General features: G+C 70.7%; 24 protein-coding genes. 8 read left to right on the top strand and 16 right to left on the bottom strand.

What is annotated here, in order from left to right:
* Positions 1 to 23 precede the first annotated feature (23 nt).
* From AB0F17_RS20575 to AB0F17_RS20560, 4 genes are read left to right on the top strand one after another with little or no spacing between them, the layout of a single operon-like run.
* Positions 24 to 971, top strand: coding sequence for an ABC transporter permease (locus AB0F17_RS20575; protein ID WP_358025115.1), 948 nt, complete (start codon positions 24 to 26; stop codon positions 969 to 971).
* A gap of 2 nt (positions 972 to 973) precedes the next feature.
* Entirely contained in the window at positions 974 to 1,855 is an 882-nt protein-coding gene (locus tag AB0F17_RS20570) for an ABC transporter permease (protein WP_358025113.1), read from the top strand.
* Entirely contained in the window at positions 1,852 to 3,951 is a 2,100-nt protein-coding gene (locus AB0F17_RS20565) for an ABC transporter ATP-binding protein (RefSeq protein WP_358025111.1), read from the top strand. Before AB0F17_RS20570 ends, AB0F17_RS20565 begins: the two co-directional genes overlap by 4 nt.
* 23 nt (positions 3,952 to 3,974) lie before the next feature.
* A complete protein-coding gene (locus AB0F17_RS20560) occupies positions 3,975 to 4,877 on the top strand; it encodes a sugar phosphate isomerase/epimerase (protein ID WP_358025109.1) in 903 nt (300 codons plus the stop codon).
* 55 nt (positions 4,878 to 4,932) lie between these two features.
* On the opposite strand, the gene AB0F17_RS20555 is transcribed toward AB0F17_RS20560, so the two are convergent.
* From AB0F17_RS20555 to AB0F17_RS20540, 4 genes are all read right to left on the bottom strand, one after another.
* Positions 4,933 to 5,730, bottom strand: coding sequence for an ABC transporter permease (locus AB0F17_RS20555; RefSeq protein ID WP_358025108.1), 798 nt, complete (start codon positions 5,728 to 5,730; stop codon positions 4,933 to 4,935).
* Positions 5,727 to 6,575: an ABC transporter ATP-binding protein gene (locus AB0F17_RS20550; protein ID WP_358025106.1), complete on the bottom strand. Its 849-nt coding sequence runs from the start codon at positions 6,573 to 6,575 to the stop codon at positions 5,727 to 5,729. The genes AB0F17_RS20555 and AB0F17_RS20550 overlap by 4 nt, the downstream gene beginning before the upstream one ends.
* Positions 6,575 to 7,555 carry an ABC transporter substrate-binding protein gene (locus AB0F17_RS20545; RefSeq protein WP_358025104.1) on the bottom strand — a complete coding sequence of 327 codons (981 nt, stop codon included), beginning with the start codon at positions 7,553 to 7,555 and terminating at the stop codon, positions 6,575 to 6,577. Before AB0F17_RS20545 ends, AB0F17_RS20550 begins: the two co-directional genes overlap by 1 nt.
* Before the next feature lie 129 nt (positions 7,556 to 7,684).
* Positions 7,685 to 8,461, bottom strand: coding sequence for an IclR family transcriptional regulator (locus AB0F17_RS20540; protein ID WP_358025102.1), 777 nt, complete (start codon positions 8,459 to 8,461; stop codon positions 7,685 to 7,687).
* Positions 8,462 to 8,586: 125 nt separating this feature from the next.
* Here AB0F17_RS20540 and AB0F17_RS20535 point away from each other — a divergent pair, with 125 nt between their 5' ends.
* Complete coding sequence (locus AB0F17_RS20535; RefSeq protein ID WP_358025100.1) at positions 8,587 to 9,396, top strand: alpha/beta fold hydrolase; 810 nt, start codon at positions 8,587 to 8,589, stop codon at positions 9,394 to 9,396.
* Between the two features lie 6 nt (positions 9,397 to 9,402).
* Here AB0F17_RS20535 and AB0F17_RS20530 read toward each other — a convergent pair whose 3' ends face one another.
* The 8 genes from AB0F17_RS20530 to AB0F17_RS20495 form a co-directional block, all read right to left on the bottom strand.
* The gene (locus AB0F17_RS20530; protein WP_358025098.1) at positions 9,403 to 10,194 is read right to left on the bottom strand and encodes an IclR family transcriptional regulator; all 792 of its coding nucleotides are present in this window, start codon (positions 10,192 to 10,194) and stop codon (positions 9,403 to 9,405) included.
* Between the two features lie 85 nt (positions 10,195 to 10,279).
* On the bottom strand, positions 10,280 to 11,236 hold the full coding sequence (locus AB0F17_RS20525) for a zinc-binding dehydrogenase (protein ID WP_358025096.1): 957 nt from the start codon (positions 11,234 to 11,236) through the stop codon (positions 10,280 to 10,282).
* A complete protein-coding gene (locus tag AB0F17_RS20520; protein WP_358025094.1) occupies positions 11,236 to 12,114 on the bottom strand; it encodes an alpha/beta fold hydrolase in 879 nt (292 codons plus the stop codon). Before AB0F17_RS20520 ends, AB0F17_RS20525 begins: the two co-directional genes overlap by 1 nt.
* 13 nt (positions 12,115 to 12,127) lie before the next feature.
* Positions 12,128 to 12,262 (bottom strand): hypothetical protein, encoded by a 135-nt coding sequence (locus AB0F17_RS20515; protein WP_358025092.1) that lies wholly within the window; start codon positions 12,260 to 12,262, stop codon positions 12,128 to 12,130.
* 2 nt (positions 12,263 to 12,264) lie between these two features.
* Positions 12,265 to 13,125, bottom strand: coding sequence for an alpha/beta hydrolase (locus tag AB0F17_RS20510; protein WP_358025090.1), 861 nt, complete (start codon positions 13,123 to 13,125; stop codon positions 12,265 to 12,267).
* A 10-nt stretch (positions 13,126 to 13,135) separates the two neighbouring features.
* On the bottom strand, positions 13,136 to 14,455 hold the full coding sequence (locus AB0F17_RS20505; RefSeq protein WP_358025088.1) for a hypothetical protein: 1,320 nt from the start codon (positions 14,453 to 14,455) through the stop codon (positions 13,136 to 13,138).
* Positions 14,452 to 15,429 carry a hypothetical protein gene (locus tag AB0F17_RS20500; protein WP_358025086.1) on the bottom strand — a complete coding sequence of 326 codons (978 nt, stop codon included), beginning with the start codon at positions 15,427 to 15,429 and terminating at the stop codon, positions 14,452 to 14,454. The genes AB0F17_RS20505 and AB0F17_RS20500 overlap by 4 nt, the downstream gene beginning before the upstream one ends.
* Positions 15,429 to 16,769, bottom strand: a complete 1,341-nt coding sequence (locus AB0F17_RS20495; RefSeq protein ID WP_358025084.1) for a Rieske 2Fe-2S domain-containing protein — start codon at positions 16,767 to 16,769, stop codon at positions 15,429 to 15,431. The genes AB0F17_RS20500 and AB0F17_RS20495 overlap by 1 nt, the downstream gene beginning before the upstream one ends.
* Before the next feature lie 135 nt (positions 16,770 to 16,904).
* On the opposite strand from AB0F17_RS20495, the gene AB0F17_RS20490 reads away from it, so the two are divergent.
* Both AB0F17_RS20490 and AB0F17_RS20485 read left to right on the top strand, forming a co-directional pair.
* Positions 16,905 to 17,876, top strand: coding sequence for an NAD(P)/FAD-dependent oxidoreductase (locus tag AB0F17_RS20490; RefSeq protein WP_358025082.1), 972 nt, complete (start codon positions 16,905 to 16,907; stop codon positions 17,874 to 17,876).
* Between the two features lie 30 nt (positions 17,877 to 17,906).
* A complete protein-coding gene (locus tag AB0F17_RS20485; RefSeq protein ID WP_358025080.1) occupies positions 17,907 to 18,248 on the top strand; it encodes a ferredoxin family protein in 342 nt (113 codons plus the stop codon).
* A 42-nt stretch (positions 18,249 to 18,290) separates the two neighbouring features.
* Here the strand turns inward: AB0F17_RS20485 and AB0F17_RS20480 are convergent, their stop codons facing one another.
* The 3 genes from AB0F17_RS20480 to AB0F17_RS20470 all read right to left on the bottom strand — a co-directional run bounded on the left by AB0F17_RS20480 (position 18,291) and on the right by AB0F17_RS20470 (position 23,311).
* On the bottom strand, positions 18,291 to 19,058 hold the full coding sequence (locus AB0F17_RS20480) for an enoyl-CoA hydratase-related protein (RefSeq protein WP_358025078.1): 768 nt from the start codon (positions 19,056 to 19,058) through the stop codon (positions 18,291 to 18,293).
* Positions 19,059 to 19,072: 14 nt separating this feature from the next.
* Positions 19,073 to 21,529, bottom strand: a complete 2,457-nt coding sequence (locus AB0F17_RS20475; protein ID WP_358025076.1) for a CoA transferase — start codon at positions 21,527 to 21,529, stop codon at positions 19,073 to 19,075.
* 90 nt (positions 21,530 to 21,619) lie between these two features.
* A complete protein-coding gene (locus tag AB0F17_RS20470; protein WP_358025074.1) occupies positions 21,620 to 23,311 on the bottom strand; it encodes an AMP-binding protein in 1,692 nt (563 codons plus the stop codon).
* 167 nt (positions 23,312 to 23,478) lie between these two features.
* Between AB0F17_RS20470 and AB0F17_RS20465 the strand changes: the two genes are divergently transcribed.
* Entirely contained in the window at positions 23,479 to 23,607 is a 129-nt protein-coding gene (locus tag AB0F17_RS20465) for a hypothetical protein (RefSeq protein WP_358025072.1), read from the top strand.
* Positions 23,608 to 23,614: 7 nt separating this feature from the next.
* Here the strand turns inward: AB0F17_RS20465 and AB0F17_RS20460 are convergent, their stop codons facing one another.
* A complete protein-coding gene (locus tag AB0F17_RS20460; protein ID WP_358025070.1) occupies positions 23,615 to 24,514 on the bottom strand; it encodes a DUF4097 family beta strand repeat-containing protein in 900 nt (299 codons plus the stop codon).
* Positions 24,515 to 24,529: the final 15 nt, after the last annotated feature.

Below are 24,529 nucleotides of genomic sequence, written 5' to 3'. Positions count from 1 at the left end.
GAGCGAGTGGCGGTATCGAGACGATGGTCCGGTTCCTGATACGCAAGATCCCATCAGTGGTGTTCGTGCTCTTCGCGAGCTCGATCGTCGCTTTCGCCCTGCCCCGCCTGGCTCCGGGTGATGTCGCCGTCACCCTCGCCGGCACGGATTCGACCGCGGCCGCCATCGCCGCGATCCGGCAGGAGCTGGGCCTGAACCGGCCCCTGGTGGTTCAGTACTGGGACTGGATCGTCGGGCTCTTCCAGGGAAACCTGGGCGAGTCCTACCTCCTGCGCCGCAGCGTCGCGAGCCTCATAGGCGACCGGCTCGAAAGCACCCTTGAGCTCGCCGCGCTGGCGACGCTCCTGGTCATCCTGATAGGGACGACCCTGGGCGTCGCGGTCGGCTCGACCCGGCGCCGCTGGGCGCGGGCCGGCCTCGACCTGGTCAACAGCTTCTTCATCGCCATTCCGTCGTTCCTCACCGGCTTGGCGCTGATCCTGGTCTTCGGCGTGCTGAACCGCTGGCTGCCGGTCAGCGGCGAGGTCAGCTTCATGGAGGACCCGACGATCGGCTTCCAGTTCCTGATCCTGCCGGCGTTCGCGCTGGCGCTGCCCTCGGCCGCGGTCGTCGCCCGGCTGCTCCAGGCGGAGATGCTCGCCGTCAAGAACGAGGACTACGTCGACCTCGCGCTGAGCAAGGGGGCATCGGCCACCCGGATCACCCTCCGGCACGTGCTGAGGAACAGCGTGGGAACCGCGATCGTGGCCGTGGGGCTCCAGATCGGCAACCTGCTCGCCGGCGCGGTCATCATCGAGGCGATCTTCAACCGCAACGGACTCGGCCAGCTCGCCGTGTCCAGCGTGCAGACCCGCGACTTCACCGTGTTGCAGGTGCTGATCCTCGCTGTCGTCTTCGTGGCGGTGCTCTGTCAGATCCTCACCGAGGTCGTCCTGGCAGGACTTGACCCGCGCATCAAATTGGGAGAGTAGGTATGGCAGACCTTCCGCTGGCACCCTCCGACGCGGCTCTCCCAGAGGCGCGCCGGCGACTGAACCCGACCCTGGTCCGCTACCTGTCGGCACTCCGCACCCCGAAGGGGGTGGTCGGGCTGTCGGTCCTCGTCCTCATGGCACTCGCCGCCCTGCTCGCGCCCGTGCTGTTCCCCGGCGGCTACGATCAGCAGGGGCCTCAGGCGCTGACCGGGATGTCGGGCAAGCACATCTTCGGCGTCGACGAGTTCGGCCGCGACATCTTCGTCCGCAGCCTCTACGGCCTCCGCATCGACCTGAGCCTCATCCTCACCGCGGTCCCCCTCAGCATGGCGGTGGGCACGCTGCTCGGCCTGAGCGGCGTGATCTCCGAACGCCTGGGCGCCGCGGTGCAGCGGCTGCTCGACGTGGTCATCGGCTTCCCGGGCCTGATCCTGGGGATCTGCCTGGTCGCCATCCTCCAGCCGGGCTGGCCGGCGCTCTTCCTCACGATCCTGATCAGCGGCCTCCCCACCGCCGGACGCCTCGCCCGCGGCGCCTGGCTGGCCCAGCAGAGCAGGGAGTACGTCCTCGCCGCCCGGGTGCTCGGCGTCTCACGATGGCAGTTGCTCGTACGCCACGTGCTGCCGAACGCGATGGACGCCATCGTCGTCAACGGCGCCGTCTGGATGGTCGTCGGCGTCTACATCGAGGCCGGACTGAGCATCGTCGGCCTCGGCGTGCAGCCGCCGACGCCCTCGCTCGGTGTGCTGCTGAACAACGGCCTGCGGTTCGTCACCCAGTCCCCCACCTACATCGTCGGCCCGGCCCTGCTGCTCCTGCTGGTCTCGGTCGCCTTCAGCCTTCTGTCGGACGCACTCAACGAGGCGGTGAACCGCCGATGACCTCCACCGAATCGCTGGCACCGGTGACAGCCAAGGACGCGCCGCTCCTGCGCGTCGAGGGCCTGCGCACGGAGTTCCGCTCGAAGAAGGGCGGCATCAAGGCCGTCAACGACGTCAGCTTCGACATCTACCCGGGCGACGTGCTGGGCATCGTCGGCGAGTCCGGTTCGGGCAAGTCGGTGACGGCGCGCTCCATCATGCGCATGCTGCGGCCGCCGGGCGAGGTCGTCGCCGGCTCCGTACGCTTCGGCGGCGAAGACCTGCTCACGCTGCCCGAACGGGAGATGAGGCGCCGCCGCGGCAGCAAGGTGGCCCTGGTCTTCCAGGACCCGCAGTCCGCGCTCAACCCGGTCATGAAGGTCGGCGACCAGATCGTCGAGGCCATGACGGTCCATGGCGTCGGCAAGCAGGCCGCGCGAGCGCGCGCGATCGACCTGCTCGAGCAGGTCGGCATCCCCGACGTCCAGACGAAGATCGACCACTACCCGCACCAGTTCTCCGGAGGCATGCGCCAGCGCGTCGTCATCGCGATCGCCCTGGCGAACGACCCCGCGCTGCTGATCGCCGACGAGCCGACCACCGCTCTCGACGTCACCATCCAGGCCCAGATCCTGCGCCTGCTCGCCAGGCTGCGCACCGAGCTCGGCATCGCCATCGCGATCATCACCCACGACATGGGCGTGGTGGCCGAACTCTGCACGGACGTCGTCGTCATGTACGGCGGCCGCACCGTCGAGAAGGGGACCGTCGAGCAGGTCTTCGAGCAGCCACGCCATCCCTACACCGCGGCGCTGCTGGCGGCCATGCCCCGTCTGGACGACGATCGGACCGGCCGGTCGCTGCCCGCGATCCCGGGAGCGCCGCCCGACCCGGCCGCACCGCCCCCCGGCTGCCCCTTCGCCCCTCGGTGCCGGTTCACCGAGGAGGTCTGCGAGCAGGAACCGCCGGCGTTGCTGCAGATCGGCGGCGCCGGGCAGGCCACGGCCTGCTTCGTCGCCCACCGGGCCGCCGACGTCTCGGCCATCGGCCTCGACCTTTCCGCCCCGGTGCGCGACTCCACTCCGGTGCGGGACGAACCGGCCGCTCCCCCGGCGGCCGAGGCCGTCCTGGAGGTCCGCGACCTGAGAGTCGACGTCGGATCCCGGCGGCGCGGGCTGTTCCACCGTGAACCACCCGTGTACGCGGTCGACTCGGTGAGCCTGTCGGTGCACGCCGGCCGCACGCTCGGGCTCGTGGGCGAGAGCGGCTGCGGCAAGTCGACGCTGTCACGCAGCATCGTGGGCATCAATCGGGTCGCGGGCGGGTCGATCCTCGTCGACGGCGCCGACGTGAGCGCGATGGGCGAGGAGGATCTGACGCGGGTCCGGTCCTCGGTGCAGTACCTGTTCCAAGATCCGTACGCGTCGCTGAACCCGCGCCGCACCATCCGGCAGTCGCTGGCCGAGGCACTCGCGTTCAGAGGCATCGGCGGGCGGGCCCGCGAGGAGGCGGCGCGATCCCTGATGACGCAGGTCGGGCTCCGGGCCGAGCATCTCGACCGCTACCCCCACGCGTTCTCGGGCGGCCAGCGCCAGCGGATCGGCATCGCTCGCGCACTGGCCCGCCAGCCGCGCACGCTCATCCTCGACGAGCCGGTCTCCGCGCTGGACATGTCGATCCAGGCGCAGATCATCAACCTGCTGGAGAAGCTGCAGAACGAACTCGGGCTCGGCTACCTGTTCATCGCCCACGACCTGTCGGTCGTACGTCACCTCAGCGACACCGTCGCGGTGATGTATCTCGGCCGGATCGTGGAGTACGGCGACGCCGCCGAGGTCTACGGCAACCCGCAGCATCCCTACACCGCCGCGCTGCTGTCGTCCTCGCCCATCCCGGCGGTCTCGGCGCGCTCCCGCGAACGGATCATCCTGCCGGGTGACCTGCCCAGCCCCGCGAACCCGCCGACCGGCTGCCGCTTCCGCACCAGGTGCCCGATCGGCCCGCTGACGCAGCCGGATCGGACGATCTGTACCGAGGTCGACCCGCAGCTCACCCTCACCGCCACCGGCCAGCGTGCCGCCTGCCACTTCGCCGGCGAACTCGCGCTCCAAGCCTGACACCGAATACCGGAAGGAACCGTATGCCCGGCACACCCAAGATCGCCCTCAACCCCATCCAGTGGATGGCCAGCGCCGACGGATGGCTGGACCCGTCCTTGGCGCCCGAGCCGAAGGAGCGGCTGTCACTGATCAAGCAGGCCGGATTCGACGCCGTCATGGCCGAGGTCCCGGCCGGCTGGAGCGTGGAGCAGTACCTGGCGCTCCTGGAGGAGACCGGTCTGACGCTCGCGCCCGGCTACTTCGTCTGCCGGTCGGACGGCCGGGACGGCAACGAGGGTGACGTCGTGGCCGGTGCCGCCGAGGTCGCGCGCCAGCACGCCCAGCTCGGCATGACCGAGATCGGTCTGGGGCTCGGCATGGCCAAGGACCGGCCGCGCGTGCTGAACCCCGCCCAGGGCTACGACGCGGACGACTCCCGCGTCGAGGCGGTGACGGCGCTGATCGGGCAGATCTCCGACGCCATGCTCGCCGAGGGGGTCCGGCCGTCGCTGCACCCGCACGTCGGCACGTGGATCGAGACCGAGGAGGAGGGCCGGGCGGTGCTCGACGCCCTCCCGTCGTCGCGGCTCGGCTTCCTCCCCGACACCGGGCACCTGGCGTGGGCGGGCGCTGACGTCGCCCGGTTCGTCAAGGACTACGCCGAGCGGATCCCGTTCGTGCACGTGAAGGACTGCCGGCTCAGCGTCGCCGCCGAAGGCCGCGAGAAGGGGTGGGGCTACCAGCAGACCGTCCTGGGCGGGCTGTGGGTCGAGCCCGGCCGAGGTGAGCTCGACCTCGCCGGCATCATCGGCAACCTGCCCAGCGGGTTCGACGGGTGGCTGATGGTGGAGGTGGACCGTCCCGACATCACCGACCCCTACGAGAGCGCGCAGGTATCGGCCCGCTGGATGCACGGCACGTTCCCGTCGGAGAGCCAGAACTGACGCACTTCGCCGGCGCGGCCCTTTCGGCCGCGCCGGCGATCGGTCACCGGGCGGGCTACATCTTGACGCCGTAGCGTCTCAGCACTCGCCCGGCCACGATCCGCAGGATCCGGTCGTAGACGAAGCCGAGGAGGCCGAGCGTCACGATCCCGACGAAGACCCAGTCGATGCGGCCGTAGTTCCGCGAGGTCCAGATCAGCGCGCCGAGGCCGACCTGGGAGGCGACGATCTCGGCCGAGACGATGGTCAGGAAGCTGTTGCCCATGGCCAGCCGCGCCGCGGTCACGATGTGCGGCACGACCGCCGGGAACACGACGAAACGCAGCACCTGGAGCCGTCCCGCGCCGAGACTCGCGGCGGCACGCAGCTTCGCCTCGTCGATGGCCAGCACCCCGGCGATCGTGTTGAGCGCGACGATGAACACCGAGGTGTAGAAGATGAGCACGACCTTCGACGCCTCGCCGATCCCCAGCCAGACGATCGCCAGCGTGACGAACGCGATCGGCGGTACGAACCGGAAGAACTCGATGTAGGGCTCCAGCAGCACCCGGACGACCCGCAGCCGGCCCATCAGGAGCCCGACCACGACGCCGACGAGCAGGCCCAGCGCCCAGCCGATGAGGATCCGCCGGGATGAGGCGATCACCGAGTTGAGCAGGGTGCCGTCGGCGGCCAGTTCGCCGAAGGCGCGCGCGGTGTCAACCGGTGACGCCAGCAGCGCCGGCCCGTAGATCCACGCGAGCAGTTGCCAGATCGCCAGCCCGGCCAGCAAGGACGCCGCGTAGAGGGCGGCCGTGCGCGGCGCCGTCCGGGACTGGGCTCGGGATGGCCGCAGCGGGGTCAGGGTCGTCACGGCAGGCTCCCGTTCTCGTCGGAGACCTCGTCGAGCCCCTGGTCGCGTAGCGTCTTCCTGACCTCTTCGCGAATGTCCGCACGGAGCCGCGCGGCCAGGTCCAGTGCCTCGGGCGAGGTCGGGTCGCGCGGGCGGTCGAGCTCCACGGTGTAGACGGCCTTGATCGACGCGGCCGGACCGGCGGTCATGACCGCGACCCGATCGGCGAGCAGTATCGCCTCGCCGATGTCGTGGGTCACGAACACCACGGTGCACCCCGAAGTGCGCCAGATCCGATCGGTCTCGCGTTGCAGGACCTCGCGGGTCTGGGAGTCGAGTGCCCCGAACGGCTCGTCCATCAGGATGAGCCGGGGCCGGTTGGCCAGCACGCGGGCGATCTGCACGCGCTGGCGCATGCCGCCGGACAGCTGGCCCGGGAATCGGTCGTGGCAGTGCCCCAGGCCCACCAGCTTGAGGTACTCATCCGCGATCCGGTCGCGTTCGGCCTTCGGCACTCCGCGCATCCGCGGGCCGAAGGTGACGTTCTGCGCCACCGTGAGCCAGTCGAACAGCGCCTCAGTGCCCTGGAAGACCATGCCCCGGTCCGGGCCCGGGCCCTCGACCGGCACGCCGTCGACCGTGACCGACCCCTCGGCCGGCACGTGAAACCCGGCCAGTGCCGACAGCAACGTCGACTTCCCGCACCCGCTGGGCCCGAGCAGGCACAGGAACTCGCCGTCGGCGATGTCCAGCGAGATGCCCTGGACCGCATCGAAGGCGCCGAACCGGATCCCGACCTCATCGAGGCGGACGCCCACGCCCCTGGCCGCGTCGGCCGGCGAGCGGACGACGGGTGCGGCCGCCATCATGCGGCTCCGTGCTTGGCGTACCACCCGGTGAGTACGGCCTTCTTCACGTCCGGCTTGGTCTTCACTTTCCCGCGATCGAGGTAGAACTTCGCGATCGAGTCGTAGACCAGCAGGTCGGCGTCGGTGAGGTCGCGTACCTGGAACTCGATCTCCTTGACCGCCCGCAACGTCTGATCAAGCGGGATCTTGGCTTCCTGCTGGGTGTCCGCGGCCGCCACGTCCGGCTTCGACCGCACCAGGTCGGCGCCGCGGGCGAGCGCGCGGGCGACCTTCGCCGCGACGTCGGTGTGGGCGCCGAGCCAGGTCTCGGTGGTCATCAGCCAGTGCGAGTACTTCCAGCCGTACGCTCCGGTCGTCGAGACGATCGTGTTGCCCTGCTCGACGCCCTTGGTCGGCCAGGGCTCCCACAGGACGTAGGCATCGGCGTCGCCGCGTCGCACCAGCGTGGGGATCTCCGGCGGGCCCGCGGTCACGAACTTCACCGAGGCCGGGTCGATGCCCTTGGCCTGCAGATACTTCACGGCCGAGACCTCGGAGAGCCCGGGCACCACGGCGAACGTCTTGATCTGCTCGGGGGCGGTGATGCCGGATCGGGTGACCACCTTGACGTAGTCGCCGGACTGCTCGTACACCAGCAGGGCCCGGATCGCCGGAATCTGCCCGAGCTTGCCGATCGAGGTGACGTCCGAGCTCGCGGCGAACTGGACCTGATCGGTGGCGAGCGCGTCGACCCCGTCGCCACCGACGGCGAACTGCACCAGTTCGACGTCCACGCCTTCGGCCTTGAACAGCCCTTGGCGCTTGGCCACGAAGAAGGGGGCGAACGACTGATCGATGCCGATCGCTATGCGCACGTGGGGGGTGGAGCCCGATTCGGCAGCGGAGTCGGTCGATCCCGCCGTACAGCCGGTCAGTAGTGCCGTGGCCGCGAACAGCAGCGTGATCGCGCTCGTTCGTACGGTTCTGCGAGGGGACATCGGAGACACCTCGTGATCGTCAGGGGGGTAACGACCCGACGAACGTATGTTCGCGGCGCTGCGCGATCTCCTCGCACGGTTCGCTCAACGGACCCGAAACTCAACTTTAACGGCGGCACACTTCGTCAGTCAGTTGGTCAGGGCGCGGGAGACGGCCGCCGCGCTCGATCGCAGTTCAGGCAGCAGCCTCGTCACCAGGCGGGCCGTCGGCGCGGTGGCCGACACCGACGCGACGACCGTTCCCTCCGCTCCCAGGATGGGCACGGCGATGCTGCCGAAGCCCAGCAAGATCTCCTCCATCTCGACGGCGTAGCCGTGCTCCTGGACAACCGCGAGCTGTTGTCGCAGATCTTCGACGGAGGCGACCGATCGCGGTGTCAGGCGCGGCAAGCCGGTCAGTGCGAGGAGGTGGAGGCGTTCCTCCCTGTCGGGGCACGTCGCGAGCAGGACCTTCCCCGTCGCCGTGCACGATGCGGGCAGCCGTCCGCCCACGCGGGAGTGCGTGTGAATATTCGCCTCTCCCACGACCTTCTCGACATACAGGACGTGGCCGCCGTCGAGGACAGCCAGGTGGATGGCCGCCCTGGTAGCGGCGAACAGGTCGGTGAGGAGGGGGCGCGCCACACGGCGCAGCACCGCTGACACCGGCACCCGCTGCCCCAGCTCGAACATGCGCATGCCGAGCTGGTAGGAATCTCCGCTGCGCTCAAGCAGTCCCCATTGCACCAGCTCTTGCGCGAGCCGGTACGCCGACGCCTTCGGCACCCCTGAGCGCCGGCTGAGTTCGGCGAGCCGGAGGTGGACGGCCCCCGACTCGAATGCCCGCAGGAGTAGCTGGGCCTTGCCGAGGACCGAGTTGGGATATGCCCCGTCATCGCCGGAGCCGGCGAACGCCGCCATGGACATCGCAACTCCTTCACGCCGGTCCGGTCACCGGTCCCCTCCCGTAGCGATCACGGATGGGCCCGGCGAAACTCCGGAGGGGAAAGCCACCTTACCTCCGACACCTCCGACCTGCAGAAGAGGATCTTTTGCGCATCACGCCGCCACTCCGATTCGGGTACGCCGACTCGCCGTTCGGCCAGCTTCACTACGCCGAGCAGGGCACGGGCCGCCCCTTACTGCTCCTGCACCAGACCCCCAGATCCTGGGAGGAGTTCCGGGAGCTGATCCCCCTCCTGGCCCCGCACCGGCGGGTCATCGCCATGGACATGCTCGGTTTCGGAGCCAGCGCGAAAGCCCCGGCGCCCCACACGGTCGAACTGTTCGCGACCGGTGCTCTGGCTCTGCTGGACGCCCTGGGCATCGAGCGCGCCGACCTCCTGGGCCACCACACCGGCGGCGCGGTGGCCGTCGAGCTGGCGGCGTCCGCGTCCGAGCGGATCGGCCGGCTCGTCCTGTCGTCGGCGCCGTGGATCGACGCCCGATACCGCGAGTCCCATGCGAACGGCCCGGGAGTGGACGAGGCCGTGCCCTCACCCGACGGCGACCACCTGCGCAGGCTGTGGCGGCTCCGGCAGCCCTACTATCCCGAACCGGCCACGGACCTCCTCGACCGGTTCGTCCACGACGCCCTCACCCCCGGCGTCGATCCCGCGGAGGGGCATCGGGCCTGCGCGCGTTACTACATGGAGGACAAGATCGGCTTGGTCAAGACGTCCGTGCTGCTGCTGGGCGCCGCCGAGGACCCGTTCGCGCTGCCGTCCATGGCCCCCCTCCGGGAGAACCTCACCGGAGCGGAGAACGTGACGTCGGTCGTCATCGAGGGCGGCACGATCCCCCTCATGGAGCACAAAGCCCGGGATGTGGCCAAGGCCGTGACGGCCTTTCTGACGGGCTGAGCGGCATCAGCTTCTGCCGCCGTCGGCGGCCATGATGGACTTCGTGATGCGCCTGCTCACCATGGTCAGCAGGCCCACATACTTGTTGACGTCGGCTCGGAAGGTCGGTGCCGTCACCGACAGCGCCGCGACCATCGTTCCGGTGGCACCGGTGAGCGGGATGGCCACGCTGAGATAGCCGGTGCGGGTCTGCTCCTGCTCGATCGCGTACCCGACCTTGCGCGCCTGCTGTATCTCCTGGGCGAGCAGTTTGGGCACGGTGATCGTCCGCGGCGTCACGCGGGCCAGCGGTTCGGCGACGACGTCGCCGAACAGGGCCCCCGGACCGAAGGCGAGCAGGGCCTTGCCGGTCGCCGTGCAGTGCAGCGGCATGCGTCCGGCGACGCGCGACGGCCTGGACACCTGGCCGTGACCGGACACCTTCTCCAGGTAGATCACTTCCAGCCCGTCCAGCACCGCCAGATGGATGGTCTCGCCTGTCGCCTGGTAGAGATCCTCCATGAAGGGCCGCGCCGCCTCGCGCAGGATCCGCTGGCGCGGCACGCGCTGCCCGATCTCGAACAGGCGCATGCCCAGCCAGTATTCGGATCCGCGCCGCTCCAGCAGCCCCCACTGCAGCAGTTCCTGAGCCAGCCGGTGGACCGACGCCTTGGCCACGCCCGTGCGGCGGACGATCTCGGACAGGCCGAGGCTCTCGTCGTCCGGGCCGAACGCCTCGAGGATCAGCCGTACCTTGCCCAGCACGCTGTTGGCCGCGCCGTCGGGCTCGGGCGGAAAGGCGATCGTAGGGCCTGGCAACGGGGAGGAGATAAGCGGCATTGACCGATAATCGGGCTTATGTCCGGTTCGATCAACGGGCCTGTTCCGGTGAGCGAGACAGCCCTCAGTGATTCTTTCCCGGATGGACGACCGCGCGTCCGCGCACTCTGCCGTCGCGCAGCCGTTCGAGGGCTTCGGCGATCTCGGACAGGTCGAACCGCTCGACCTCCAGGGTGAGCTCACCCGTGGCCAGGCGGTCGATCAGTGCCGGGGCCACCTCGCGAGCCCGCCGCTCCTGCCGGACCATGTTCACCGGAAGCAGCGCCACGTCGTCGAGCAGCCAGGACGGCAGATCGACGGTGACGGACGTCCCCAGCACGTAGCCGATCACCACGGCCCGGCCGCCGGGACGGACCCACCGCGAGCGTTCGACCAGCGCGTTCCCGCCGAGCGTGTCGACCAGCAGGGACGCCGAACGGGCCGAGGCCAGCTCGGCGACCGCCTCGGCGTCGTCGGCCACCACCCCGCGGATCCCCTCGGGCACCTGACCGAGCTGATCGGCCCGGCCCACCACCCCGGTCACCGTGGCTCCGGCCAGCCGTGCCTGCTGGGCCACCATCGCGCCGACCGCGCCGGCGGCACCGGTCACGATGACCTCCTCGCCCGGCTCCAGGCGGGCGACGTCGTGCAGGGCCACGTACGCCGTGGTCGTCGGCAGGAAGAACGACGCCGCGACCTCCGGGGGGAGCGGCGACGCCAGCGGGGTGACGGCCTTGGGGCTGACGCTGACGCGTTCGCGCCAGCAACCGTCACGCAGCAGGCCGAGCCCGCCACCGCGAAGCAGAACCTGCGTGCCCGGCGCCAAGGTGTCGGAGGCGAGGACCACGCCGCTGCCCTCGACACCGCCGACGTAGGGAAGCGGGGGTTTCAGGGCGAAAGACCCGCCGGCGACGGTCAGGTCCAGGTGCCCCAGCGCCGCCGCCTGCACCTCGACGAGCACCTCGCCGGGCTTGTGCTCGGGCTCGGGCAGCTCCTCCACGATCGGCGGGGCACCCCAGTCATGGAAGCGTGCCGCGCGCATCAGCTCCGCCCCTTGCCGGAGAAGCCCGCCGCCGAGCTCTTGGCCAGGAAGGCCAGGCTGAGCGGGTTGTATCGGGCGGCCTGCTCGTGCTGAGGCCAGTGGCCGCATTCCTCGAACAGTTCGAGCTGCGAGCCCGCGATGGCCTCGTGCATGGCGGTCGCCTCCGGCACGTCGCCGAACGGGTTCTTGCGGCCCCAGACGACCAGCGTGGGCTGGGAGATCCTGGCCAGATCGGCAGGCTGAAGGATGTTACGCAGACGGGTCTCCATGTCCTGCAGGCATAGCAGATTGTCGACGTTGGCCACGAACTCGGGCTGGTGGTAGATGGCGTGGCGCACCTCCACCAGCTCTTCGGTGGCGTCGGCCGGATCGGCCATCAGCAGCCGCAGCCGCTTGCGGGTGAGCTCCACATCATCGCTGAGCACCGCCTCGCGCGTGCTCGTCCGGATGCGCTTCATGACCTCGGGATTGGCCACGGTCCCGCCCGCGCAGAGCAACTGCAGGCTGGCCACCCGGTCGGGGTGGTCGATCGCGACGCGCCCACCGACCCAGCCGCCCAGCGACTCCCCTACGATGTGGGCCCGCTCGATGCCCACCGCGTCGAAGTAGGCCAGCAGGTGGTCGGCATAGCGCGGGATCTCGTAGGGGTAGTCGGGCTTGCCCGTGTAGCCGTGGCCCAGCATGTCGATGGCGTGGCACTCGTAATGCGCCGCGTGCGCGGACAGGTTCCGGGTGAACGCTTCAAGGTGGCCGCTGGTCCCGTGCAGGAACACCACGGGCTCTCCCGACCCGGCCCGCAGGCTGCGGGTCGTCACTCCCGCCGCGTCCACGTACGAGACGCTCATCCCCAGCGGGCTCACTTCGGTCCAGATACTCATCGTCACGTCGCCTTCAGCGGTCGAGAGCGGGCTTGTCTTGGTTGATGCGGTGCACCTGGGTGTTGCTGCGGGCCGCGAGCAGGCGGCCGAGGATCACGGCCAGCGCGATGACGGGCACGGCGATCAGCAGCTTCCTGGTCCTGGACATGCTCATCTCTCCATTCCGGCGCCGACCGAGTTCAGGAATCCGGTGACCACGGCGTGGTAGGCCTCGGGCCGTTCCTCCTGGAGGTGGTGCGAGGCGTGGTCCATGACGTGCAGGTTCCCGCGGGGCACCATGCGCGCGAGCATCAGCGGATAGTCAGGGGTGAGGAAGGCGTCCTGCATGCCCCACATGAAGAGCGCGGGCGCCTGGATCTCGGCCAGTTCGGCGGTGAGGTCCTGCCATTCGCCACGAGGCGAGTCCGACATGGCGGCCAGCTCCCGCTCCCCGGGGTCCAGGCTCTGCTCGTAGCGCAGGTCAAGGGTGGATTCGGGCAACCGGTCCCCGTCGTACCACTCCAGCCGGGTGATGAGGTCGCGCATCTTCTGCCGGGTGGGCCCCTCGCCGCCGTAGTAGGCGTCCCGGGCGGCGCGACCGCGGCGACCGCCTTCGGGCAAGGGCGCGAGCGGGCCGTGGAACACTGGCATGCTGCCGGTGATGACCAGCGAACGGACCCGGTCCGGGTAGCGTGCGGCCAGGCACAGCGCGATGGTGCCGCCCCAGGAGTTGCAGATGAAGTCGGCCTGCTCCACACCCAGCGTGTCCATGAGCGCCACGGTCTTGGCCGCGTGGAAGTCCCACATCGGGCCGGTGATGAGGCACTTCTCCGACTTGCCGTACTGCAGGATGTCGACGATCAGGCAGCGCCGGTCGGCGGCGAAGAGCGGCGCCACCGGGCCGAAGTCGCTCCAACCGGTGCAGCCGGGGCCGCCGCCGTGCAGGAAGATCGTGTCCGTCCCCGAGCCCAGGTCGAGGTAGTGGTATTTGACGCCGTCGGCGTCGGCGTACGAACCGGTGGGGGGTTCCATAGCGCCTCCTTTAGTCGTTGATCTCGGCGCGAGTCCGTGTGGTGGTGTCGACGGCCACCCGTACGAGCAGCTCGCACAGGCGGCGCATGGCTCTGACGTCGACGGTGTTCATCCCGCGGGCGAAGTCGACGTCGAACTCGGTGGCGACGACCTTCGGCATGCCCACCCGGGCGGTCGGGATCCCCCGCGCCCGCAGGATGTTGGCGTCGGTGGCGCCGCTGTTGCCGTCGATGGGCTCGTGCGGGCGTCCGGACACGCTCTCCCAGGCCCGGACGGTCCTGCGCACGACCCAGTCCTCCGGCGGCGTGCGCGTGCCCGGAACGGCCAGCACCAGCTCGACCGCCAGATCCACGCCCAGCTCCGCCGACAGCCCCCGGAGGTAGGCCGCCAGCTCGCGCTTGGCCGCCGGCGGCGTCGTGCCGGGCGCGATCCGCAGGTCGAGGCGGATGCGGCAGGCCGCGGACGTGACGGACGGCATGCGCTCCCAGCCGCCGGCGACCGAGCCGATGATCCCCTGAGGCGCGGCCGTCGCGGTGCGGTGCCGCTCGGGGTAGTCCGCCAGCCACCGTTCCAGCCGCGTCACCACCTCGGCGGCCGTCACGATCGGGTTCTGGTACGGCAGCCGGTGCCGGCTGCCGGAGTAGGTGTGGATGCCGGGGACGACGATCTCGAACCAGCACAGACCGACTTCTTCGTGCGCGACGAAGTCCCCCGGCTTGGCGATCACGGCGTAGTCGGGGTGCCAGCCGCGTTCGAGCAGGAACGAGCAGCCGACGCCGTGCCCGGTGTTCAGCCGGCCGGTGCCGTCGATGGCGTTGGTCGGCATGCCGCCCGCCCCGAAGGCGACCAGCAGGTCTCCGGCGAGCCGCGCCCGCACCCCGGCCAGGGCCTCGCCCACGACGAGGACGCAGGCCGCGTGGCCCTTGGGGTTGCTCGCGCCGAGGCCGCTGACGTAAGGGCCGTCGCAACGCGCCTCGGCCCGCATGTCGGGGCGCAGCCCGGGGCCGATCCACGGCACGTCCAGGTCCGGGTCACCGGTGGTCAGGGTGTCGATCGGGGCGTACAGCATGAGGTCGGCGCCCGTACCGTCGCCTCTGAGCCGGCCGACCGCGTTGGCCTGGCCGTCGTCGATGCGCTGCTGGTGCGCGTCCAGGCCCGCGGCGGCGAGCCGGCCGGCCAGCCATCGGGCCAGCGGCGCCTCCCCGCCGGTGGGACTGGCGATGGAGGTGACCCCCACCGCCGCCTCGCGCAGGCGGTCCTCGGTGATCGTGGCGAGCGCCTCCGTCACGATCCGCTCGCGCTCGGCCTCCGTCATGTCGATCGTGCTCATGCCGACGGGGTTCCTGCCAACGGCGTTCCTGTTGACGGCGGCGCGGGCTCGATGACGGCGACCCCCATGCCGGTCAGCCATTCCGGCATCGGCGCGTAAGCCAGCGTCCGCCCAGGGGCGAAGCCCAGCGCCGCCGCCATGGTCAGCCAGGTCCGCAGTTCCTGGCCGCCGTTACCGGCCAGGACCTCGATCTCCGCGGTGGACAGGTTCGCGTAGCGCGACAGCTCGCCCTTCTCCAGCGCGGCGAGGAACTCCTCGTCGAACTCGGGGAAGATGGTGGGCCGCGCGGCGGTGATGATCTGCCGCCGGCGCGCGTCGTAGCGCTGCCAGTCGCCCCGCCCTTCGCGCCAGGCCTCCACCAGGAACTCCTCGTCCTCCCCATCGGGGTCCTGCCAGCGGCTCGGCCACGGGAGCCGGTGCGAGAGGCCGCCTGAGGCGATGACGGCCACCCGCAGCTCGTCCGGCAGCGCTTCCACCGCGGCGGCGATGTTGCGCCCCAGCTCCACGCAGCGCCGCATGAGGGGCAGCGGCGTGGCGAACACGTTCACCACCAGCGGGATCACGGGCACGTCGAGGTCGCGCAGGAGGTACTGGATCGCGTGGCTCTGGCCGTGGTCGATCTGCAGCTTCGCCGAGATCGCCACCTCGGTGCCCGCGGCCACCAGGGATTCGGCGACGGCCTGGGCGACGGCGGGGCGGGTGCGCTGCGGTCCCGACGGCGTTCCCGACTCTCCCGAGGAGATGACCTCGTCCACCCCGAGGGTGAAGGCGGGAATCAGGTCCAGCCAGAAGCCGCGGAAGTGGTTCGAGCCGATGATGATCGCCACGTCCGGACGGGCGGCGGCGAGGGCGTCTCGGGCCGTGCCGAGCGCGTCGCGGAAGCGTTCGGCGCGGTCTTTGTGCTCGACCTGCTCCCAGTGCGTGTTCATCAGCGTCGAATGGGAGGCCCCCACGCCCAGGACGATCATGCCCATCAGCCGGCCTGCTTCGAGGGGTTCTCAACGGCCAGCCCGGAGGCGTGCAGCCGTTCGATGCGCTCCTCGGTGACGTCCTCGGCGAGCTTGCGCCACTGCAGGAGCGAGTCGTCGGGGCGGTAGAGCCGCTCCGGCGGCGCGTCGGTGACCTCGACCATCCATTTGTCCTGGGCGGAGAACTGGCCGTGGAAGAGCCAGCGGACGGCGCCGAGATACTTGGCGTAGAAGGGCAGCGTCCTGATGCCCTTCTCGAAGTTGGCCATCACGCCGACATAGAGGTGGTTGTCTGCGTCGACCGGCACGTAGAACTCGTAGTGGATGAAGGTCGGGTAGACGATGCGCAGGACGCCCGGCATGCTGACCGAGGCGAACCCAGGGAAGTCCTCGGCGGCGATGGCCGGGTTCACCTGCCGGTGGCTGCCCGTGTTCCCGATGTTGGCGACCTGCTTCGGCGGCTTGAGCTTGAACCACGCCTGGTTGTTCCACCGGCCGAGGCCGGGGAAGTCGGCATCCCAGTGCTGAGCCTCCTGCACCCGGTAGATCCAGCGGCCGCGGCGCTCGATCCGGGTCTCGTTCCACACCGGCATGGCCTTGAACAGCCGCCACAGCGCCGTGCGGTGCAGGTACTTGGCGTGCCCCTCGTCATAGCCGTTCTCGCAGGCGAAGCGCCAGTTCCCCTCGCGCGGCTGAATGCGCGCGCCGATCACGGCCGGGTTGTCGCGCAACTCCTCGGGGAGCTGGTCGTCGATGGGCGGCGCGTCCTCGCCGTCTCCCACGAAGATCCACACCATGCCGAGGCGTTCCTCGACGTCGTAGGTGGGCTGGGTCACCTTTCCGCAGATCGGTGACTGCGGGCCGTCGGTGATCGCCGCCTTGAGATCGCCTGTCTCCAGGTCGAACGTCCAGCCGTGGTACGCGCAGGAGATCGTGCCGGGGAACTGCTGGTTGCCGTAGCTCAGCGGCACGCCCCGATGCGGGCAGCGGTCCTTCAGCGCGTACGCCTTGCCGCCGTCGCGGATGACGACGATACGCTCGCCGAGCAGCGTGATCGCCTTGGGCTTTCCGGTGATGTGCGAGGAGAACGCCACCGGATACCAGTAGCCGCGAAACCCGCTGCCCGCGCCCTGGTAGTGGGGCCAGCTCGACCAGTCCTGGCGGCCCGGCAGCTTGCCGCGCCGTGACGGCCGGCGCCTGGCAGCGCCTCCGGCCGCAGTCGGCGCATCCGCCTCTGCACTCATTCTCGCCTCCGCTTCCCATGGCTGTGCTCGCGGCGCCCCGATGCGGCCGCCGACCACGACACGCAGTTCACCACCGGCCCGGCCGAGCGCCCAGCGGATCATCCCGCCCAGCGGACCGTGTCCCGCTGAGCGAGCCGCGTTCCGGTCAGCGGTCCGCGACCTGCGGGTTCCCGCTGCCGGGGTGTGTAGCTTCCGTGGCCTGACAGGCGACTACCGGGAGACCTAGGTGGAACCAGCGTGATCGAGACCGACATCGTGATCATCGGGGCGGGGCCGACCGGCCTCTACGGCGCCTACTGCGCGGGCTTCCGCGGCTTGCGGTCCGTGGTCGTGGACGCGCTGCCACAGGTCGGCGGGCAGATTTCGGCGCTGTACCCGGAGAAGGAAGTACGGGACGTGGCCGGCGTCCCCGGGCTGCCCGGACGTTCGCTGGTGGCCGCGCTCTCGGCCCAGGCGGCGGCCTACAGCCCGGTCTACCTGCTGGGCAGGCAGGCCGTCGAGCTGCGCCGCGACGAGGACGAGCGACCCGTCGTGCTGCTGTCCGACGGCACGGCCGTCCAGGCGCAGGCCGTCATCCTCACCTCGGGCATCGGGACGTTCACCCCGCGCCCGCTGCCGGCCGGCGAGGAATGGCTCGGCCGGGGCCTTTCGTACTTCGTGCCAGATCTGTCCGAACACACCGGCCGCGACGTCGTCGTCGTGGGTGGCGGGGACAGCGCGGTCGACTGGTCGCTGGCGCTGGCGCCGCTGGCCAGGTCGGTCACCCTGGTGCATCGCCGGGCGGCGTTCCGCGCGCACGCCGCCGGCGTCGAGGCCGCCCGGAAAGGCGGGGTTCGCATCGTCGTCGACAGCCAGGTGGTCGCCCTGTCCGGTGGCGAGCGGGTCGAGCAGGCGCACCTGCGTAAACGCGGTGAAGAGGACCGGGCGCTGCCCGCGGAGTCCGTCATCGCGGCCCTCGGGTTCATCAGCGACCTCGGCCCGCTCGCGGACTGGGGCCTGGAGCTGCGCGGCAGGTCCGTCCTGGTGAATCGGCGCATGCGCACCAACCTGCCCCGCGTGTACGCGGCGGGCGACCTCGCCGACCACGAGGGCAAGGTCCGCCTGATGTCGGTGGGGTTCGGCGAGGTGGCCACCGCCGTGAACAACGCCGCCGTCGAACTGGACCCCGAACTGGCCCTCTTCCCCGGGCACTCCACGGACACCGCCTGACCCCGTACTCCAGCAGACAGGAGAAGATCCATGAGCTACGTCATCGGCCCCGCCTGCATCGACGTCAACGATCGCGCGTGCGTGGACGTATGTCCCGTCGACTGCATCTACGTCGGCGACCGCAAGAGCTACATCAACACCGCCGAGTGCATCGACTGCGGAGCCTGCGAACCGGAGTGCCCGGTCGAGGCGATCTTCGTCGATCGCACGGCGCGCGGCGACGAGACGCGCACGCTCTTCCTGCACGACTCCAAGGCCTTCTTCACCGAGGTGCTGGCCGGACGTGACGAGCCGCTGGGCAACCCAGGCGGCGCCCGCAAGGTCGGCGACATCGACACCGACACCTCGCTGGTCACCGGCTACAGCGGCTGAGAAACGGCGGAGGTCCGGCTGTCCGCCGGACCTCCGTTGTTCTCAGCGGCCGGTGAACCGCGGCACGCGCTTGTCCAGGAACGCCTGGAGCCCTTCGGCGGCATCGTCGGTGTGGATCAGCTCCATGACCGCCTGGCGCTCCATTTCCAGCGCCTCTTCGATCGGCAGGCCGTACCCGGCGTCCACGATCTGCTTGAGCAGGCCGATGGTCCCCGTCGGCTTGGCCGCCAGGTTCTCGGCGTGCTCGGCCACCACGCGGTCGAAGTCCTGGTCGTCCGCCACCACGTCGACCAGCCCCAGATCGAGCGCTTCGGCCGCCGACAGGCGGGCGCCCTCGATCATCAGGCGCTTGGCGCGATGCGGGCCGAGCAGGCGCGGCAGCCGCTGGCTGCCGCCCGCTCCCGGGAACAGGCCCAGGTTGATCTCGGGGAAGCCGATCGTCGCCGAGGCCGTCAGAATCCGCAGGTCACAGGCGAGGGACAGCTCGGCGCCGCCGCCCAGGGCGTGACCGTTCATCGCCGCGATCACCGGCTTGGGCGCCAGTTCGAGCAGCCGCTGTACGTCGATCCAGCGGCGCATCTTCACGTGGTTGGCCGGCGAAAGGTCACGCATCACGGCGATGTCCGCCCCCGCCACGAAGAAGCGGCCGGTCCCTCGGATGACCAGGCAGCGGACCGTGACGTCCTTGGCCAGCTCGGGGAGCAGCGCCAGGAACTCCTCGATCATCGCGGGGTCGACGGCGTTGGCGGGCGGGCGATTGATGACGATCGTCGCCGTCCCCCCGTCGCGCCGCACGTCCAGCACGTTCATTTGCTCTCCCCATTTCATTCCAGGACCCCGGCCTCGCGTAGCCGGGAGAGCTCGTCGTCGTCCATGCCGAGCAGGCCCTTCAGCACCGCGTCGGTGTGCTCGCCCAGCAGGGGGGCCGGTGCCGTGATCGCTCCGGGGGTGGCGGACATGCGGACCACGATGCCCTCGTGCCGGACCGGACCCGCGAGCACGTGTTCCAGCACCGGGTAGAAGCCGCGCGCGGCCAGGTGTTCGTCGGCGTCCACCAGGTCCCGGCCGGTGGCGACGACGGCGGCGGCTATGCCCAGCCCTTGCAGCTCGGCCGCCAGAGACTCACCGTCGTGTTCCGCGCACCACACCGCCAGGGCGTCGTCGATCTCGTCCTCGCGCCGGCGCCGCTCCTCCAGTCCGGCGGACGCCAGGTCCGGCAGTCCAGCCTGCTCGGTGAGGCGCCGCCATTCCGCGTCCCCGCGTACGGCCAGTGCGAGCCAGCGATCGTCGCCTCTGGTCGGGTACACACCGTGCGGGACCATCCGCCGGTGCCGGTTCGGCTGGGCCGCCGTACGGGCATCCGTACCGGGGTCGCCGAGCTCCGCCTCGAGCACGGCCGGCCCCATCGACGCGGCCATCGACTCCAACTGGGAGAGGTCCACGTGTCCCCCGCGACCGGCCGCGATCATGTCCAGGACGGCCAGGACGGCCGAGTTGGCGGCCACCATGTCGCCCAGCCCGAAGGTCAGCCCCTGCGGCTCCTCGCCGGGGTCGGCGGTCTCGCTGGTGAGCCCGGACATGGCGGCGAGCGTGTCGGCGAAGGTCACCGCGTCCCGCCAGGGCCCGCTCTGCCCCACTCCGGCCATCGACACCAGGATGACGCCGGGGTTCAGCTCCACCATCCGGTCGAAGGACAGCCCCCACCTGTCGAGCACGCCGGGACTGAAGTTCTCGATGACCACGTCGCATTCGGCGACGAGCCGCCGCAGCACCTCACGACCGGGCTCGGTACGCAGGTTGAGCGCTACGCCGCGCTTTTCGCGGTTGAAGTTGATGAAGTAGCCGCTGTCGTCGAAACCCGCTTCGGGGCGCAGCCGCATCGACGGGGCGAAGCGCGTGGGGTCCTGCCGATGCCGGGATTCGATCTTGATGATGTCCGCGCCGTGCTCGGCCAGCGTCTTGGTCGCGTACGGGCCCGCGAGCACCCAGGTCAGGTCCAGGACCCGGACCCCGGCGAGCGAACGCCCGCCGGGCCCATCGCTGGCCCCCTCCCGGATCCCGGCGAGCGAACGCCCGCCGGACCCGTCACTGATCCCCTCCTGGCGCCCTCGGGGGCGCGAGGTCTGCCAGGGAGCCTCGGCGTCGGCGGGAAGCGGCTCGCTGAGGCGTACCGGACGTGGCAGGCCCAGGGCGGCGAAGGGGAAACCCACGTCCGTGACGCCGTCGCGCGGCAGCCCTTCGCCCAGGATGCGGGTGAAGAAGGCACGCTCGGTGAGCTGGGGGTTGGCGGGCAGGCGGGCGGCCGTGGCGACCTCCGCCCAGGGCAGCGCCCGGGCGCGTCCTTCCGCGGCGATGGACGCGGCGGAGCGTTTCGCGGCGAACCTGGCCACGATCTCGTCCACGTGGGCACGGCCCCGCCAGCGGAAGACGGGATCGGACCACTTCTCCTCCGTCAGGTCCTCGGCCTCGCCTGACTCCGCCATCCAGGCGAGCAGATCCGTCCACATGCGGTCGCTGCCGGAGTACCCGCCCGCGACGTGGCCGTCCGCGGTACGGAAGACGCGGTGCGCCACGTGCTCGTACACCCCGCCGTTACGGGACGGGTACCGGCCGGCGTGGATCCAGGAGATGGCGGCCGTCTCCAGCGTGGCGGCCACCGCCTCCTGCACGGAGACGTCGATGAGCTGCCCCTGCCCGGTACGGTCGCGGGCGATGACGCCGAGCAGCGCCGCGATGGCCGCGTGCGCCCCCGCGAGCTGGGTGGCCTGCTCGCGGGGCGGCGGCTTGGGCGGCTGGCCGGGCTGCCCGCCCAGCCAGGCCATGCCACCGGCGGCCGCGGCCACGAGGTCGTCGGCTCGCCACATGCGGCGGGGGCCGGTCGTGCCGAACGGCGTGACCACGACGTGGACGACCCCCGGCCAGCGCGACGACACCGTGCCGTCTCCTGTGCCGTCCTCTGTGCCGTCTTTCGGGCCGTCTTTCGGGCCGTCTTTCGTGCTGGATGCCGGGTCGGCTCCCGCGCGCACGCCGAGGAGCTGGTCGAGGGGGCCGCTCTCGATGACCACATCCGCCTGCTCCACGAGCCGGTCGAGCGCGGCGGGGCTCTCCGGGACGCCCACGACCCGCTTTCCCGCATGCCAGTGCAGCGTCTCCGCGCGCGACAGTGCCGGATCGGGCGAGCGTTCCACACGTACGACATCCGCCCCGAGACCCACCAGTAGCCGGGCCCCGTGGAAGGCCAGCTCATCGGTGAGGTCGAGAATCCGCAACCTGTCCGGCATGCCGGTCTCCTCCCATGTGCAGAAGGCTCGAACGTAGAGCGCGGGATCGCCGGGGCGCGACCATCCCGGTCTGTCCAGCGGTCCGCGTGGTCAGGCTCGGGCGTCCCAGGCGTCCGGTGGGACTCCGTGACCGCGCAACTCCCCCTTGATCACCTTGGTGTTGGTGTTGCGCGGCAGGTCGTCGAGCACGCGCACGTAGCGGGGGACGGCGTGCCGCGGGAGCCGATCCAGACACCAGGCGTGCACCTGCGGCGCACGCAGTACGGCTCCGGACGCCACGGTCACCGCCACCAGCACCTCCTCCTCGGTCAACTCCGATGGCACGCCCACCGCGGCCACCTCCAGGACACCGGGCATCGCGGCCACCACCTGCTCCACGTCCCAGGTCGCGATGTTCTCGCCGCGCCGTCTGATGACATCCGCGCGGCGACCGGCGAAATACAGGAACCCGTCCTCATCGAGCCGCCCGCGATCCCCCGTCCAGAACCACCCGTCGCGCAGAACCTTCCCGGTGGCGTCGTCATCACCGGCATACCCGGCGAAGACGATCGACCGCGTCCTGGGCCGGGCGGTGATCTGCCCGACCTGTCCCGCCGGCAGCGGAAGTCCATCCTCGTCCCTGATCACCACCTCGTACTCCGGGACGGGCCGCCCGGCCGACCCCGGCCGCCGGACCCCGGCCGTGCTCGCCGCCACATCACCGAGCTCGGTACACGCATACGCCTCCAGCAGCAACACACCGAACCGATCCAGAAAACGCCTCGTCAGGGCCTCGGGCGCCGGTCCCCCGTAGGCGCGGCGTACCTGGTGGTGGTGGTCGGTGTCGGTGGCGGGGGCGCGTTCGAGGATGGCTGCCACGGCGCCCATGAAGTTGAAGGCGGTGATGCCTTCGTGTCGGCAGGTGTCCCAGAACCGGGAGGCGGAGAAGCGGGAGTGGGCCACGAGGGTGGCGCCGGAGATCAGCGCGGGTAGCAGGCCGGCGTGTCTGACGTTGATGTGGTTCCAGGGGAAGACGTTGTACAGCACGTCGTGCGGGCCGTAGTCCATGGTGCGCACCACCCGGCGGGCGTGCCGGACGCCGGCGAAGTGCGGCAGCAGCGCCGCCTTGGCCCGGCCGGTGGTGCCGGAGGTCGCCATGACGACGGCCGGATCCGCCGGCCCCGGCCGCCAGGCCGGAAGACGCCCCGGCGAGGCGAGCAGGTCGTCCAGATCAACCGAACCCGGCACCCCGGCCTCCTCCCGCCCGATCCCCCGCTCGGCCTGCCGCTCGATCTCGCGCTCGATCCCCCGCCCGGTGCCCCACTCGGCCTCTTCCCGCCCGGTCCCTCGCCCGGTCCCCCGGCCGATCCCCCGTTCGGTGACGAGCACGACGTGGTCCATCCGTGCGGCCAGTGTGCGCAGGTCAGGGTTGTCGTGTACGGCGTCGGTGCCGGTGATGAGCACCCGCGCCCCTGTGGTCGCGGTGAGCTGTTCGGCGGCGGCAAGGCGGGTGTCCAGGGCCAGGGGCACTTCCACGGCGCCGAGCCTGGCCAGGGCGAAGAGCACCTCGATCAGTCGCGGGCCGGGACGCAGGCACGTGAGGACCCGGTCGCCGGGCGACACCAGGCCCGCGAGCCCTCGCGCCACGGCGATCGCACCCTCGCGGCACTCCCCCACCCGCAGCGACGCCCCGTCCTCGAACCGCACGAGCTCCGCCTCCGGCGTGCTGGCCGCGCGGCGTTCCAGCACGTCGAGCATCGTCTCGGGCAAGGCCGTGACATCGTCCGCACCACGACTGTCCATGTTCTCCCCCGATCGGCACGGTCCGCCCACCGGACCCCGGATGGAGGGACGCCCGGCCATTCCCGCACCATATGAGGATGTCTTATACCTCATCGCACAGACCGCAGGGGGTCGCCGCTGATGGGAGACTTCATCCACATTCGCGGAGCCTGGCGCGCGAGGAGGGGGTGCCGATCGGCTACCGCGTCGTCGACCCGCGTGCCGGCCGTACCGTGGCGACCGGACGCCGGGAGCCCGGCCGGCTGATCGAAGATCAAGAGCACGGGGCCCGGGTCATCATCTTCTACGACGAGTGACCTGGGATCAGGCGCGTCTGATCACGATGTCGCCGTCGTGGCTGCGGGCGCGTACTTCGACGACCTCGTCGGAACCCTCCGCGTTGTCGTGCGGATCGAGGGAGTTGTGCAGGCTGCCGTTGGCCGTGCTCACGTCGAGCCACGCGGCGGTGCCCCGCTTGATGCCGACCTCGACGTCGCCGGACTGGCTGGCCAGCACGACCGAACCGCGGGTGACCTCGCCGATCCGCACGCTGCCGTGCACGGACTTGGCCTCGACCGCGCCGTGGGCGCGGTCGACGGTCATGTCGCCGCTGTCGCTGATCAGCCGGAGGTCGCCGGTGATGTCGCGGATGTGGCTCTCGCCGTCGTCGTTCGTGATCGACGCGGTGCCGTCGATCTCGTGGACCGTGATCTCGCCGGACGCGCTGGTGATCTCGGCGTGGCCGGTGACCCGTTCCACGGCGATCTCGCCGCTGTCACTGGTCAAGTCCACCGGGCCGGCCTGATCCAGACGGATGTCGCCGTAGTCGGTACGGAGCCGGCACTCGCCGAGCGTGCCCGAGCAGTGGAAGCCGCCTCCCATCGTCTGGCCGTGCACGTGCGAACCCGACGGCAGCTCGATCGTCACCTGCACCGATTCGCAGCCGCCGACCAGCAGGTCCCGGCTCAGCTGTTTCATGGCCTGGACGATCAGATTGCCACCACGGGGGCGGGGCGGCTCCGAGTCCTGACGGCTCGCGCTCGTGACGACCAGGTTGCCGCGCTCGTACCCGACCTGGATCGCGGCCTCCTCGTCGTCATCGTCGTGCCGCACCTGGACCACCGTTTCCGTGCGGTCGCTCGCGATGATCCGCACGTCGCCGCCGGGCAGGTCGATCCTGACCGAGATCGGCTCAGGGGTGTCGAACGTGGGATTGGGTTCCATGACGCCATTCTGGCG

Source organism: Nonomuraea sp. NPDC026600, from assembly GCF_040638335.1.
Lineage (GTDB): Bacteria > Actinomycetota > Actinomycetes > Streptosporangiales > Streptosporangiaceae > Nonomuraea.
This window is presented reverse-complemented; position numbering and strand designations above follow the sequence as displayed.